This window comes from Kitasatospora sp. NPDC092286, assembly GCF_044755565.1.
GTDB lineage: Bacteria > Actinomycetota > Actinomycetes > Streptomycetales > Streptomycetaceae > Kitasatospora.
Window position 1 is genome coordinate 157,227 of sequence record NZ_JBIVRD010000003.1, and the last position, 12,960, is coordinate 170,186.

Consider the following 12,960-nt stretch of genomic DNA (forward strand, 5'->3'; position numbering starts at 1 on the left):
CCGGGGGGGGGGGGGGGGGGGGGGGGGGGGGGGGGGGGGGGGGGGTTGGGGGGGGGCCGGGGGGGGGGGGGGGGGGCCCCCGGGGGGGGGGGGGGGGCGCCCGCGGCCCCGGGGGGCGGGCGCCCGCCCGCGTGTGCCGGAGCCGGTCAGCCGCGCACGGTGGCCTCGAAGGCGTGCAGGTACGGGTTGACCGGGTGGACGTCCGCGACGTCGAGGCCGGCCTGCTCCATCAGCCGCACCATGCTCGCCCTGGAGTGCTTGGCGCCGCCGACGTTGAGCAGCAGCATCAGGTCCATCGCGGTGGTGAAGCGCATCGAGGGGCTGTCGTCGACCAGGTTCTCGACCACCACGACGCGGGCACCGGGCCGGGCCACCGCGACCACGTTGGCGAGGGTGCGGCGGGTGCTCTCGTCGTCCCACTCCAGGATGTTCTTGATGATGTAGAGGTCGGCGCGGACCGGGATGTCCACCCGGCAGTCGCCGGGCACCAGCCGGGCCCGGGCGGAGAAGGCGCCGCCGTCCCGGAGTCGGGCATCGGCCCCGCTGACGACCTTGGGCAGGTCGAGCAGGGTGCCGTGCAGTGCCGGGTACCTCTCCAGCAGGCTGGCCAGCACATGTCCCTGGCCGCCGCCGATGTCGACCACGGAGTCGATCCCGGTGAGGTCCAGGTAGTCGGCCAGGTCCGCGGCGGACTGCCGGCTGGAGGTGGTCATCGCCTTGTCGAAGACCTTCGCCGAGTCGACTCCATCGCTGTGCAGGTAGTCGAAGAACTCCTTGCCGAACAGCTCGGGGAAGACGTTGCGGCCTGAGCGGACGGCCTCGTCCAGCCTCGGCCAGGCCTCCCAGGTCCACGGCTCGGTGCACCAGAGGGAGATGTAGCGCAGGCTGTTGGGGGTGTCCTCGCGCAGCAGGCGGGACATCTCGGTGTGCTCGAAGCAGTCGTCGCCGCTCTCGACGAAGATGCCGTAGCAGCTCAGGGCGCGCAGCAGGCGGCGCAACGGCTCGGGTTCGGTGTCGAGTCTGACGGCGAGGTCGGTGACGGTGGTGGGGGTGTCGCCGAGCGCGTCGGCGACACCGAGCCGGGCGGCCGCGCGGACGGCGGCGGCGCAGGCGGCGCCGAAGACGATTTCCCGCAGGCGCATCGCGGCCTGCGGGGTGGTGACGGGTGCGATGGTCATGGACCGTCTTTCTGCTGGTGGCTGGGGGTGTGCGAGCGCGGGGGCCGGAGGCCGGGGGTTTGGAGGCCTGGCGGGTCCGTGGGGCGGGACGTCGTGTGGCGGCGTGCCACGGAGCGGGCGGGCGCGGTTCAGCAGTGGCCGGCCGGCTCGGAGGTCTGGCACTGGTTGCGGGCGAAGGAGTTGCTGGTGCCGGTGTCGCGATCGGCGAGGTCGGCCGGGCCGTTGCCGGTCACGAAGTTGCCGGTGACGGTGTTACGGGCGTTGGGCACGCCGACCATGCTGGGGAAGAGGACGATGCCGCCGGACATCGGGGAGGCGCCCACGTTGTCGCGGACCTGGTTGTCCGTCACCGCGGTTTCCTCGGCGCCGGTGAGCAGGATGCCGGTGCCCTGGATGTAGTCCAGGCGCGGGTTGGGCGGGCAGTACTTGTTGTTGGCGACGACCTGGTTGCGGCTGACCGTCAGCGCGCCGGCCCGGGGCACGCCCTCGTCGCCGACGATGAAGACACCGCCGCAGTTGCCGTGGATGTCGTTCTGGTCGACGCTCAGGTCGCGCAGGCGGCGGACGGTGACACCGATCCGGTTGTCGGCGAGCACGTTGCCGCTGACCACGGTGCCCTCGGTGTCGATGGCACCGCCCTCGCTGTCCACGGAGTTGGCGAGGAAGACCCCGGACTGGCCGTTGCGGGTGGACTCGTTGCCGGAGATCACGGCCCGGGTGGACCGTTCCTGGCTGATGCCCTGCTGCCCGTTGTCGTGGACGTGGACCGAGCGCACGGTCATGCCGGTGGTCTCGGTGGCGTCGATGCCGTTCTTGCGGAAGCCGGTGACGGTGAGGTTCGCGATCTGGACGTCGGCGAGGCGGTGCCCCTCGGTGCCGACCACGCAGAGGCCGTGCCCGGCGGTGGCACAGGCGTTGGCGGCGGCATTGGCCGTGGTGGTGGCGTTGGCCGTGGTGGTAGTGGCGGTGGCGGGGGCGACGGCGCCGGGAGTGGCGGTGTCAGGGGTGATCACGCTCTCCGGGCCGGCGCCGCGCAGGGTGAGCCCGGGGGTGGTGATCCGGACGCTGCCCCGGTAGGTGCCGGGGAACAGCTGGATGGTGTCGCCGGGGAGGGCCGCGTCCACGGCCTGCTGAATCGATTCTCCTGGCTGGACGATGTACAGAGCGCCGACCGCGTGGGCCGGGGGCACGGCGGCCAAAGCCGTGGTCAGAACGGTGGTGGTGGCGGCGGTGGCCGCAGCGAGGTGGTGGACCCGTCGCGTGGGCATGAGTGACGACCTGCTTTCTTACGCGCTCGCGGGGATGCCGACACGGTGACGCGGTGTGCGCGCGGGACGACTGCCGGTAGGTGTCGGCCGAGTCGACGCTATGGGCCCGCGAGTGGCCCCGCCACCAGGGCTGGGCTACGGGGCTGACAGGGCGTCGGCCATGCGCCGTACCCGTCGGCGTGGCGCACGGCGCGGCGCGCGGGGCAGGGCGTAACGGAGGCGGGCGCGGGAGGAGGCGCGACGGCCCTCCGGCCGCGCGGGCGGACGGGCGGACGGGCGGACGGGCGGACGGGCGGAAGCGCTGGGGACAGCCATGACGGGGAGTGCCGTGACGGAGGATGCCGTGACGGGGGGGTCGGGCGCTGGGGGCAGAGGTCGGTCTGCGGCCGGGGCGGCACCGTCCGAGCCGAAGACACCGGCGCGCAGGTCGACCGTCTCGATGGGCTCGGCACTGGTCGTGGATGCCTCCGCCGGGTTGCCGATCTGTCACAGATGGTGACCGGGCCGGCGCCATCCGGTCTAGCGTTCGAGCCTGGCCTCACTCGATGGAGTGGAGCGGGCGCCCGGCGCGCGTGGCATGCTCGGGGCCATGAGCACCGCAGCCGCACCGCCCGTCAGCACCGTCCGCAACCCGATCGGGGCCCATGTGCCGGTGGCCGCGCGCGGGCTGGCGGGGACGGGTCTGGCGTACGCGCGGCGGGTGGGCGCCGAGACGGTGCAGGTGTTCGTGGCGAACCCGCGCGGCTGGGCCACTCCCCCGGGCAACCCGGTGCAGGACGAGAAGTTCCGCACCGCCTGCGCCGAGCAGGGCGTTCCGGCATACGTCCACGCGCCGTACCTGATCAACTTCGGCTCGGACAACGCGGCGACCCGCGAGCGCTCGGCCGACTCACTGCGGCACTCGCTGCTGCGCGGGCACGCGATCGGCGCGCTGGGTGTGGTCCTGCACACCGGTTCGGCGGTCGGCTCGGCGCCCGGCGGCGGTTCGCGGCGGGCGGAGGCGATGGCGCAGGTCCGCGCGGACGTCCGGCCGCTGCTGGACGAGCTGGACGCGCTCGGCGAGTCCGCGCCCCGGCTGCTGCTGGAGCCGACCGCCGGCCAGGGCAGTTCGCTCTGCTCGCGGATGGAGGACCTGGCCGAGTACCTGGACGCGCTGGACGGCCACCCCAGGGTCGGGGTCTGCCTGGACACCTGTCACGCCTTCGCGGCCGGCCACGACCTCGTCGCCCCCGGCGGCACCCGGGAGGCGCTGGACGCGCTGGTCGCGGCCGCCGGGCCGGGGCGGCTGCGGCTGATCCACGCAAACGACTCGGAGGACGTGGTCGGTGCCCGCAAGGACCGGCATGCCAACATCGGCGCCGGGTTGATCGGCGCGGAGCCGTTCCGGGAGCTGTTCGAGCACCCGGCGACGGTCGGTGTCCCCCTGGTCGTCGAGACCCCGGACCGCAAGCACGGCGGGGACGGCACCGGTCACGCGATGGACATCGCGACGCTGAAGGAGCTGCGCGCACGGGCCGCCGTGCCGGCGTAGCGCGCCGCCGGGGGGCCGGAAAGCAGAGGGTGGGGCGGGAAGCCGTCCAGGCAAGTCGGCCCGATCGAGGGAGAGTTGGCCAGACAGCTTTACATTACCGATGAGTTCATATGGTTATCGTCCGACGTCTTGCCGGGCGTGGCCGAGCGCGCGTTGACTGCGCGCATGCCAACTCCTGCCGCCCCCCGCCGGGCCCCGCGCCTCGCCCTCGTCTGCGCGGCCGCCGCCGCGCTGCTCGCTCCCTCCGCCGCCGCCACCGCCGCTGCGCCCGCACCCGTGCCCGTGCCCGCAGCGGCGCCGGCGCCCGTGCCGGCGCTCAACGTGCTGACGTACAACGTCTTCCTGATGAGCAAGAACCTCTACCCCAACTGGGGCCAGGACTACCGGGCGAAGGCGATCGCGGCCGCCGACGTCTTCCGGGGCCACGACGTGGTCGTGCTCCAGGAGGCCTTCGACAACGCCGCGTCCGACCTGCTCACCGCGCAGGCCTCCGCCGCGTACCCGTACCACACCCCCGTGGTCGGCCGCTCGACCAGCGGCTGGGACGCCACCAACGGCAGCTTCAGCGCCGCGACCCCGGAGGACGGCGGGGTGATCCTGCTCAGCAAGTGGCCGATCCTGCGCAAGGAGCAGTATGTCTTCAAAGACGCCTGCGGCAGCGACTGGTGGTCGAACAAGGGCTTCGTCTACGCGGTGCTGAACGTCAACGGCGTGCGCACCCACGTCATCGGCACCCACCTGCAGTCCACCGACAGCGGCTGCTCCGCCGGGCAGCCGGCGGCGGTCCGGGCGGCACAGCTGAAGGCGATGCGGGCGTTCGTCGACGGCAAGAACATCCCGGCCGCCGAACCGGTGCTGATCGCGGGCGACCTCAACATCGACTCGCACGGCTCCGAGTACCCCGCGCTGCTCGCCAACGCGGGCGTCGCCCCGGCCGACGCGCGGACCGGCTGGGCCAACTCCTTCGACACCGTCGACAACTCGATCGCCGCCTACCGCTACCCCGGCGAACCGAAGGAGGACCTGGACTACGTCCTCTACCGCGCCGACCACGCCCGGCCGGCGACCTACACCAACACGGTGGTCCGCCTCCACAGCACGCCGTGGACGGTGAGCAGTTGGGGCACCAGCTACACCTACCAGGACCTCTCCGACCACTACCCGCTGACGGCCGGATAGGGCCCGCCCACGGCCGGGGCCCCGGCAGCCCCGGAGGCCCCGGCCAGGTGGAGGCCGGGGCAGCCGTCAGCGTTCGTGCCCGCTCTGCGCGGGTGGACGGCCGACCACCCACTACCCGACTTTGTCACGGCACGAGAACGTGTCGATGTCGGTTTCCGAGGGCTTGTAGTGGCTCTGCCAGTTCGGATCGGCAGCGACGATGCTGGACAATTCGATGCTGAAGTCCTGGCTCCAGGCAGCCGTTTTCACATAGTTCTTCAGCTTCTCCTTGATCTTCTGACACTCCGAGCGATTTCCCTTGGGGATCCCGATGCCGTAGTACTGCGCCTCCCCGATGTGCAGATTCGGGACGACGGTGAGCTCCGGATAGAGCTGGGTGAAGCCGTACAGGATCATCTGGTCGGTGGAGACGGCGGCCGCCTGCCCTGACTTGAGATCCTCGACGCACTGGGAGGCGGTGGGCGCCTGGTAGGACACCATTCCCGTGGTCCTCTTGTCGACCACCCGCGTCGAGGTGGTACCCGACCAGGTGCAGACCTTCTTCCCCGCCAGGTCGTCCAGGGTGCGAACCTGCGGCCCCTTCGCGAGCACGAGGAAGCCCTGGTACGTGACGGCGTAGGGGCCCGCGAAGTCGTGGGCGGGCAACCCGTTGGTACCCTGCAGACGCTCGTTGTTGATCGAGTACGTGGCGACCACGAGATCGATGCCGTGCTTTCCGTCAAGTACCACCTGGCGGTCCTGGGACGGCACGTCCTCATACTGGGGCAGCTTGCCGAGCGCCCCGGCGACGGCCTCGGCGACCCGCCAATCGAACCCTGACCGCTTGTAGTCGTGTGAATAACCTGTACCCGGCTGGTCGTTCTTCATGGCGACTCGAATCGTTCCCCCCGCATCCGGGCCGCATCCGGATGCGACCCCTGCGACCAGCCCCAGGCACACCAGCGTGATCCGCCAAGTCCTCTGCTTCATCAAGGCAACCACCACTCGTTGTCATGAAGAACGACGGATTCAAGATGAAGATCCATCACGCAGCCCTCCCCCGCCCTGACCACCGCTTCCAGCTCTACGTGCTGTCGTGCTCCATGCAGATCGATGTCACCGGTCTGGTGATCCCCGCTCAGCGTGATCGACTTCGCGCCGTCGCCCAGGAGGCGGATTTCCGCCCTGGTGCCGTTCATCGCGGCACAGACCCCGTCCGGGTAGTGATCGTCCAGGCTGATGCGCACCCGCAGGAAGCTGCGGGGGCTGGGCCCATCAACCACCATCGTCGCCCTGCCGTTGTCGGCCAGCGACTGAACGTCGTGCGGGGTCACCTGGCTGGTGACGTTCACGGCCACATCACCGTGGCCGGCCAACGCCCTTTGCCAGGCAGCGGCGAGCACTCCGCTCACGATGACACCACTGATGAGCCCGAGGTACCCGACGGCCTTCCGCCTGGTCCGTCCGAGAAGCCACCAGAGGCAGAACCCGGCGACGATCGCGCAGATGACCACCAGCAGGACGTACGAAACGACCTGGCTGCCGGAGGCGGCGGGCGACAGGAGGATCCCGGCCACCGCCCCGACCAGCACCACGAGCAGTGCGATCAGTTGCGGCCCATGCCCCCCGAACCTGTTGTACTGGTCACCCGAACCGCTGTGCATGGCGGTCTGCCCGCCGCCGACCTCGACCTCCGTTCGATACGTGGGCGGCCCGTCCGGCCCCGTATCCACCATCAGTTGAAGGTGACGTTCTGGTCGCCGGAGCCACTGTTTGACGGCGGCCTTTCCACCGTTGACGGTGACACTTGTCTCGTGCCGTGCGGGTTCGCGGCCCAGGGCGGTCAGCTCGCCGACGAGTGCGTTCAGGTCCGCTGTACGCATCTGTGCCAGCGCTGCTCGGATCGTCTGCAGCCGCCGAGCGCGATCGCTCTCGTCCTCGCCCTCCGCACCGGTCAGCAGGTCCTGCCAGTTCGGAAGCCCGGCCTCCGGCTCCTGCGGTGACGGTGCGCCACCTCGGTGACGGACCAGAATCTCCCGCGCCCGCCCGACCAGTTGCCCCCAGTCAAGTCGAGTCATCAGAGCAGCAATTGCGTTCACGCCAGCTGTGACGGCAACCGCCCCGAGCTCCTCGCTCATCCTGAACTCCGATCATTCATGGCACTGTTGCGGCCCATCGTAAAGTGGAGAGGGCCGCCCGTCTGCCTCTTCGCAGCACCAAACATCGTCCGGTGGGGACGAGTTCGACACCGGTCGGGCATGGATATCATTCCCTGCTGTCGCAGCACGTCACGAGCCCGAGAGGCCCCGGATTCACGCCGCCCCCGGCCGCGTCGAGATCGGGACTCAAGGGGCGAAACAGGTCTCGGAAGGCATCACCGAGGCGGAGTCGGCGGAACGGAAGTCGCCTCACAACCCATCACCCCAGCCGGACCTGGCCCGGTTCCACCCTTGCTGTCGGCGAACCACTTCGAGCAGGGGTGCCGACCCGGCGATGCGCCTTCGGCTCCACCACCGTCGACCGGGGCGCCGTCCGGGTTTCAAGCGTGGCGGTGGGGGTGTGCGAGCCGTCGACGCCGTGGTCCTCCAGCCGTTGCAGCGTGGTGGCGACCACCACCAGCGCCTGGTGACAGTTACCGGCGGTCCCCCTCCCGCGGGTACGGGCGGACGAACCAGTACACCTCAAAGCTCCACCTGGTCGAGGCGGCGCAGCAGCCGCTCCTGGCCGGGCTTCGCCTTCGTGGCGTGCTCGGCCGCAGTGAGCGGCGGTCGGCCGGGCCAGGCCCGCTTGCGGCCAAGAGGCCAGAACGAGAACGACGGGCGGGTAGACCGTGCTCCAGTGTCGGCCGGCGCGGACGGCGCCGTTATGCTGGGCCGCCCTGGCCCAACGACCTGGTGCGTGATTGCGGTGGCGATGTGACTGCCTGATCGTGCGCTCTCAGTCAGGCGGTCCTACGTTGTTGATGGGTTGGACGGGCCAGTCGTACGGTCCTGAGGCCCAGAGACGCCGGGTATGGCTTTCAGGCGGTTGCCATCGATGGTTCGGTCGCCGACCAGGCCCGCATGCGCCGCGACCTCACGGTGCTGCGGCCGGACGACGAGCACGCCGTCGAGCTGCGGATCCTCACCGGCCGACGAGCGGACCTGAGCGCCGACCGAACCCGCCGGATCAACCGCCTGCGCGGCCAACTCAACGGGATCTTCCCAGCGTTGGAGCGAGGCCTCAACCTGGACAACCAGGGACCGCTGATCCTGCTGACCGGCTACCAGACCCCCGCCGCACTGCGGCGCACCGGCCGCACCCGGCTGACGACCTGGCTCCGCCACCGCAGGGTCCGCGGCGCCGAAGCGCTGGCCCAGGCCGCCACGGAAGCGGCCGAACGCCAGCACACCGCCATCCCCGGGAAGGAAACCGCCGCCCAGGTGATCCACACCCTGGCCAAGGAGGTGACGGGCCTCAACGAGCAGATCACCGAGATCAACAAGCTCATTGCGGCCCGGTTTCGCGAACACGACCTCGCCGACGTGATCGCCAGCATGCCCGGCATCGGCCCACTGCTGGGACAACCCCGCGAGCGCGGGGCCGATCAGCTCGCACGCACGCCAAGGTGATCAGCAAGAGAGCAACCCCCGCGAGCGCGGGGCCGATCTGTTGACGTTCGCTACCCCGTACCGGCTGGCCGAGCAACCCCCGCGAGCGCGGGGCCGATACTTCGTGACCTGCGGCGTTACCGACGAGGCCGGGCCGAGAGAATCAGTCCGTCAAAGTCGACGGGCTTCCAGCGGTCCTTTCCCGCTGTCCGCACAGTCCAGCCCTGCTCGTTGCCGGCAGGCTCGACGAGGACAGCCTGGCCGTCGCCAATGCGGGTGGCGAGGAGTTCCCAGAGGCGGTCGCGGATGCGACGGCTGGGGTTGCCGACGAAGACGCCCGCGTTGACCTCGACCATCCATCGGGTGAGGTGCCCACGTAGGCCTTCAGGGGCTGCGACGAGGATGATGACGGTCATCGGCTGTCCTCTGGTGTGTCCTGGTCGAATTCAGGCCCGATGATGGCCACGTGCTCGTCGCCCATGCCGGAATCAACGACCGTGTCGGCCGGCAGACTCACAGCGGCTGACCAGTTGACGCCGCCCTGAACCGTCCCGACCCGCTCGTCCCAGAGTTCGTTGACCTCGGCGTCGGGCATGTCGATGCCGTCCGGGCTGAGGAGTGCCTTCACATCGTGGACGATCCGGCCCAGGAGTCTGTCTTCGGCAATGCGGTCACGAAGACCGAGGCGGGCGTCTCGCTCTTCGGTATGTCCGAGTTTCGCGAGGTCGAAGGCCAGCGGGATGGTGTATTCGGCCTTGTACAGGTCGGCGATGTCGAGGACGAAGGAGGTGGCCAGGCCGGTGTGGACGAAGCCGAGGCCGGGGCTTGCTCCGAGTCCGGTGATGACGGCGTGGCAGATGCCGTACAGGGCCGCGTTGGCTGCCGAGAGAAGACGATTGAGGTCGTCGCCGGCGGCGTGGGCGTCGCCGGCCTTGTAGACGCGACCGTTCCACTCGACGCCGGTGCGGCGGGACTCGGCCTGGTACAGCTTGCGGATGCGGGCGCCTTCACGGCCGCGCAGTTGCTGCATGGTGGCGGCGCTGACGTCTTCGCCGGGGAACCGCATGCGGTACATGTTGCGTGCGACGGCGAGGCGTTCCTTGGTGCGGCTGACGAGCCAGGCCTGCCGGTTGAGGAGGGCGGCTCCTCTGCTGGGGCCGAGTCCGGCCGCGTACATGCGGACGCCCTGTTCGCCGACCCAGCAGATGGTGGTGCCGGAGTCGGCGAGGAGGTTGACGGCGCCGTGGGTGATACGGGTGCCGGGGCCGAGGAGCATGACAGCAACCATGGCGGCGGGGACGCGTACTGTCTCGCGTTTGTTGACGACCACCACGGCGTTCTCGTCCCGGTCGATGTGGCTGCGTTCGACGTAGACGCTGGAGACGCGGTCGGCGAGGCGGTGCAGGTCGTGGGGGTGGGCTTTCCACCAGATGTCGGCCATCGGTCAGCGCTGTCCGCTCGGCAGTGGGGCGAGGGTGAGCAGGCCGCAGCCGTAGGCCTTGGACGGGCCGATGCCGCCGAGGAGGGCGGTCTGGAGGAGGTCGGGGTCTGTGATGCGCAGGCGTCCTTCGAAGGTGGCGGTGGTGAGGGTGACGGGGGTGCGGGTGCCGGGTTTGGTGAAGGTGCGGCGGCTGCGGTCGGTGATCCTCACCTCCTGGGCGGGCGGGCCGTCGGTGGTGGAGGGTTCCAGACCGGGTGCCGGAACGTCGGTGCGGGCGGCGGGGACGGTGAAGCCCCAGCGGGGGGTGCGTTCCAGGAACCAGGTGAGTTGCTGGGCCGCGGTGCGGTGCGCGATGCGGTAGGAGCGGTGGTGGAGTTCGGCGGCGGTCTTGGTGCGGTGGGGGCTGGACTTGTCCGGCGTGGAGGTGTTCTGGACAGGGCTCGCGGTGAGCCGGAAGCCGAACTCGCGGCCCGTGGCGAGTTGGGCGATCAGCGGGCTGTAGTCGCGGATCGCGTAGTGCTCGCCATCGGCGTCCGGCCATCCGGCCTGTTCGACGATGTGGGTCCAGTCCGGTTTGGCCGGGGTGAGGACCAGGAGCACGGGGCGGCGCGGATGGTCGGCGTCAAGGCGCCAGAGGATCCGGTCGCCCGGGGCCTGGTCGGGGATGCCGGCCATGACGGCGCCGTGCAGGGCACGCGGGTTGGCGAGCAGGGTGCGGCTGGCCGCGCGCAGGGGGTTGATGCGGACGCGGGAGAGATAGGTCATCGGGGTCACCAGCCCAGCAGGGCGAACGGGTCGTGGCCGCCGTCGGTGGCGGGCGGTTGGGCGGCCCGGGCCGCCGCGGAGGGGGTCAGGCCGGTGGGGACGTTGAGCCAGGTATGGCGGATACGCCGGGCAGTGAAGCCACGCCGGTGCGGGGCGAAGGACAGCGGCACGTCCTGCAGGACGTCGTCGCCGGCCGGATCGTCAAGGGTTGCTGCCAGGTCGATGCGGTCCACGGGGAACGGTACGAGGCCTCGCTCGGCACGTCGACGATAGACGTCCATGGCCGATCCGCCGGCCTGCCACGGTTCCTTGGCGAGGACGGCTTCCAACGTGTCGGCGCGAGGCATGCCGAGGACGACCGGTTGGGTGGGGACGCAGGAGCGCCGGCCGAGCGCGAGGGGGAAGGCCGGGTGGCGGATCGCGTCGCAGAGCGCCGTGACGAGGCCGGCCGGACCTTGAACCGCGGCGAGGAACACCGCGTCCTGGAGGTAGTAGCGGTGCGTGACGTGGGTCTCTTTGGCCGGCGAGGTGAGTTTCTGGACGCCTTTGGCGTTGACGCCGGTCTGGGGCAGCGGGCGGCCCCGGTAGTCGCTGACGGTGTGGTAGTCGCGCAGGAGGGTACCGGGCTGGTCGATGCGCACGCCCAGGCGCAAGCCGACGAGGTCGGTGATGTCTGCCTCGCGGGGGCGTCCGGCGGCTGCGGCGAGCAGCCCGACGACACCGGACTTGGTGGGCTGTGGTGGGGTGTCGCGGCGGTTGAAGGCGCTGCGGTCTCCCCAGGACTGGAGGGGGCCGGCCAGGCGCAGGACGAGCACGGCCTGTGCCTGGCCGGTCAGTTCCTCGGCGGCTGTGGGGTCGGCGGGCATCAGTTGTCCTTCACCCGCTCGGTGAGGGCGGCGCGCAGACCGTCGCGGAGCTTGGCGAAGGTCTGGTTGGGGCCGAACGCCTGCTTCAGCTGGGCCGCCTCGGCGCTCTCGTCGCCCAGGGTGTGGCAGATTCCCACGTACTTCGGGGTGTCGCCCCACTGGCTGGTGGCGACGGTGAATTCCTCGGCGAGGCGGCTCGCCGATGCGGCGACGATGCCCTCGCCGGTGGGGACGGCCTTCTCGTAGGCGGAGACGAGGTTCACGGGCTGGTCGGTGCGGACGACGACCGCGACCAGGCTGGGTCGGGTCCGGTGGGCGAAGGAGTTCCCGTAGCCGGTGGGCATGGATCGGGCGAACGAGTCGACGAACAGGTCGATGGCGTCGACGGCGGCCTTGTCCTCGCCGAGGTTGTCGACCAGTTGGTGCAGGCCGACGGTGGCATAGCGGTAGAGGGTGGCGGAGTTGAAACCGATGGTGCCGATCATTCCGGCGCCGGTCTCATCGGCGGTGTTCTCGTCGTCGACGGCGGTGTAGTAGTCGAATTCGAGCTCGGTGGCGTGGGTGGAGATGGCGTGGGCGACCTGGGTGGCGGCGTCGACGTTCAGGCCGGGGATGTCGGCGACCATGCGGCCGAACAGGGCGACGTCGGCGGGGTGCCCGGTCTGCAACTGTTCGCGGACCGGGAGGTCCTTGACCGCTTCGTCGAGCTGTTTGTCGTCGAGTGCGGCGAGGTCGGTGGCGGTTCCGGCGACGAGGTCGACGATGTTCTCCAGCTGGCGGCGGCCGAAGAAGAGCAGGTACGCGGTGTCGCCGGCCTTCTTGCCGGCGGCGATGCCCATCGGCTTGAGGAGCGCGCCGACGATGCGCTGGGCGTCGTCGGCCGTGATCTGGGTGCGCTGGGCGAGACGCTTCGCGAGCTGGGCGGCGATCCGCTTGGTCCGGGTGCCGAGGTCCTCCTCGTCGCGGCTCTCGGCGAAGTGCATCCGGGTGGCTCGCTTCCAGGCCTGTGAGGAGACGCGGGAGCGGCGCTTGCCGCCGAAGTACGCCTCCTTGGGGTTGCCGTTGTCGTCCCGATTGAGGTTGGCCGGCGGGACGGTCTGCAGGATGTGTACGTCGATGTACAGGCGGTCGGTCATGCGCTTCTCCTCGGGAGTGACGGGACA

General features: G+C 70.6%; 12 protein-coding genes and 1 pseudogene. 3 read left to right on the forward strand and 10 right to left on the reverse strand.

The features are described 5' to 3' along the window. Window positions 1–146: 146 nt before the first annotated feature. Together ACIQIB_RS05225 and ACIQIB_RS05230 are read right to left on the reverse strand one after the other, a co-directional pair. A complete protein-coding gene (locus ACIQIB_RS05225) occupies window positions 147–1,178 on the reverse strand; it encodes a methyltransferase (RefSeq protein ID WP_363613859.1) in 1,032 nt (343 codons plus the stop codon). 128 nt (window positions 1,179–1,306) lie between these two features. Further along, the gene (locus ACIQIB_RS05230; RefSeq protein ID WP_363613857.1) at window positions 1,307–2,446 is read right to left on the reverse strand and encodes a right-handed parallel beta-helix repeat-containing protein; all 1,140 of its coding nucleotides are present in this window, start codon (window positions 2,444–2,446) and stop codon (window positions 1,307–1,309) included. A 589-nt stretch (window positions 2,447–3,035) separates the two neighbouring features. Between ACIQIB_RS05230 and ACIQIB_RS05235 the strand changes: the two genes are divergently transcribed. Together ACIQIB_RS05235 and sph are read left to right on the forward strand one after the other, a co-directional pair. Then, the gene (locus ACIQIB_RS05235; RefSeq protein ID WP_363613855.1) at window positions 3,036–3,977 is read left to right on the forward strand and encodes a deoxyribonuclease IV; all 942 of its coding nucleotides are present in this window, start codon (window positions 3,036–3,038) and stop codon (window positions 3,975–3,977) included. 165 nt (window positions 3,978–4,142) lie between these two features. Next, on the forward strand, window positions 4,143–5,156 hold the full coding sequence (sph, locus tag ACIQIB_RS05240) for a sphingomyelin phosphodiesterase (RefSeq protein ID WP_400756780.1): 1,014 nt from the start codon (window positions 4,143–4,145) through the stop codon (window positions 5,154–5,156). A 111-nt stretch (window positions 5,157–5,267) separates the two neighbouring features. Here the strand turns inward: sph and ACIQIB_RS05245 are convergent, their stop codons facing one another. The 3 genes from ACIQIB_RS05245 to ACIQIB_RS05255 form a co-directional block, all read right to left on the reverse strand. Further along, the gene (locus tag ACIQIB_RS05245) at window positions 5,268–6,023 is read right to left on the reverse strand and encodes a transporter substrate-binding domain-containing protein (protein ID WP_400756783.1); all 756 of its coding nucleotides are present in this window, start codon (window positions 6,021–6,023) and stop codon (window positions 5,268–5,270) included. Between the two features lie 101 nt (window positions 6,024–6,124). Further along, the gene (locus ACIQIB_RS05250; protein ID WP_400756786.1) at window positions 6,125–7,273 is read right to left on the reverse strand and encodes a hypothetical protein; all 1,149 of its coding nucleotides are present in this window, start codon (window positions 7,271–7,273) and stop codon (window positions 6,125–6,127) included. Between the two features lie 280 nt (window positions 7,274–7,553). Continuing rightward, window positions 7,554–7,751, reverse strand: coding sequence for a hypothetical protein (locus ACIQIB_RS05255; RefSeq protein ID WP_400651352.1), 198 nt, complete (start codon window positions 7,749–7,751; stop codon window positions 7,554–7,556). A gap of 428 nt (window positions 7,752–8,179) precedes the next feature. Between ACIQIB_RS05255 and ACIQIB_RS05260 the strand changes: the two are divergent. Next, window positions 8,180–8,698 (forward strand): annotated as a pseudogene (locus ACIQIB_RS05260) (transposase); the annotation flags it as partial. A gap of 164 nt (window positions 8,699–8,862) precedes the next feature. Here the strand turns inward: ACIQIB_RS05260 and cas2e are convergent. From cas2e to cas7e, 5 genes are read right to left on the reverse strand one after another with little or no spacing between them, the layout of a single operon-like run. Further along, on the reverse strand, window positions 8,863–9,141 hold the full coding sequence (gene cas2e, locus ACIQIB_RS05265; protein ID WP_400651350.1) for a type I-E CRISPR-associated endoribonuclease Cas2e: 279 nt from the start codon (window positions 9,139–9,141) through the stop codon (window positions 8,863–8,865). Then, window positions 9,138–10,166, reverse strand: coding sequence for a type I-E CRISPR-associated endonuclease Cas1e (gene cas1e / locus ACIQIB_RS05270; RefSeq protein ID WP_400756788.1), 1,029 nt, complete (start codon window positions 10,164–10,166; stop codon window positions 9,138–9,140). Before cas1e ends, cas2e begins: the two co-directional genes overlap by 4 nt. A gap of 3 nt (window positions 10,167–10,169) precedes the next feature. Beyond that, window positions 10,170–10,931 carry a type I-E CRISPR-associated protein Cas6/Cse3/CasE gene (gene cas6e, locus ACIQIB_RS05275; RefSeq protein ID WP_400651347.1) on the reverse strand — a complete coding sequence of 254 codons (762 nt, stop codon included), beginning with the start codon at window positions 10,929–10,931 and terminating at the stop codon, window positions 10,170–10,172. Window positions 10,932–10,936: 5 nt separating this feature from the next. Then, the gene (gene cas5e, locus ACIQIB_RS05280; protein ID WP_363613841.1) at window positions 10,937–11,797 is read right to left on the reverse strand and encodes a type I-E CRISPR-associated protein Cas5/CasD; all 861 of its coding nucleotides are present in this window, start codon (window positions 11,795–11,797) and stop codon (window positions 10,937–10,939) included. After that, window positions 11,797–12,933: a type I-E CRISPR-associated protein Cas7/Cse4/CasC gene (gene cas7e / locus ACIQIB_RS05285; RefSeq protein ID WP_363613839.1), complete on the reverse strand. Its 1,137-nt coding sequence runs from the start codon at window positions 12,931–12,933 to the stop codon at window positions 11,797–11,799. The genes cas5e and cas7e overlap by 1 nt, the downstream gene beginning before the upstream one ends. Window positions 12,934–12,960: the final 27 nt, after the last annotated feature.

Coding starts and splice junctions, on each gene's coding strand:
- ACIQIB_RS05250 (WP_400756786.1), bottom strand. CDS start 7,273: ATGAGCGAGGAGCTCGGGGCGGTTGCCGTCACAGCTGGCGTGAACGCA.
- cas7e (WP_363613839.1), bottom strand. CDS start 12,933: ATGACCGACCGCCTGTACATCGACGTACACATCCTGCAGACCGTCCCG.
- ACIQIB_RS05245 (WP_400756783.1), bottom strand. CDS start 6,023: ATGAAGAACGACCAGCCGGGTACAGGTTATTCACACGACTACAAGCGG.
- cas1e (WP_400756788.1), bottom strand. CDS start 10,166: ATGGCCGACATCTGGTGGAAAGCCCACCCCCACGACCTGCACCGCCTC.
- cas6e (WP_400651347.1), bottom strand. CDS start 10,931: ATGACCTATCTCTCCCGCGTCCGCATCAACCCCCTGCGCGCGGCCAGC.
- cas2e (WP_400651350.1), bottom strand. CDS start 9,141: ATGACCGTCATCATCCTCGTCGCAGCCCCTGAAGGCCTACGTGGGCAC.
- ACIQIB_RS05230 (WP_363613857.1), bottom strand. CDS start 2,446: ATGCCCACGCGACGGGTCCACCACCTCGCTGCGGCCACCGCCGCCACC.
- ACIQIB_RS05225 (WP_363613859.1), bottom strand. CDS start 1,178: ATGACCATCGCACCCGTCACCACCCCGCAGGCCGCGATGCGCCTGCGG.
- cas5e (WP_363613841.1), bottom strand. CDS start 11,797: ATGCCCGCCGACCCCACAGCCGCCGAGGAACTGACCGGCCAGGCACAG.
- ACIQIB_RS05235 (WP_363613855.1), top strand. CDS start 3,036: ATGAGCACCGCAGCCGCACCGCCCGTCAGCACCGTCCGCAACCCGATC.
- sph (WP_400756780.1), top strand. CDS start 4,143: ATGCCAACTCCTGCCGCCCCCCGCCGGGCCCCGCGCCTCGCCCTCGTC.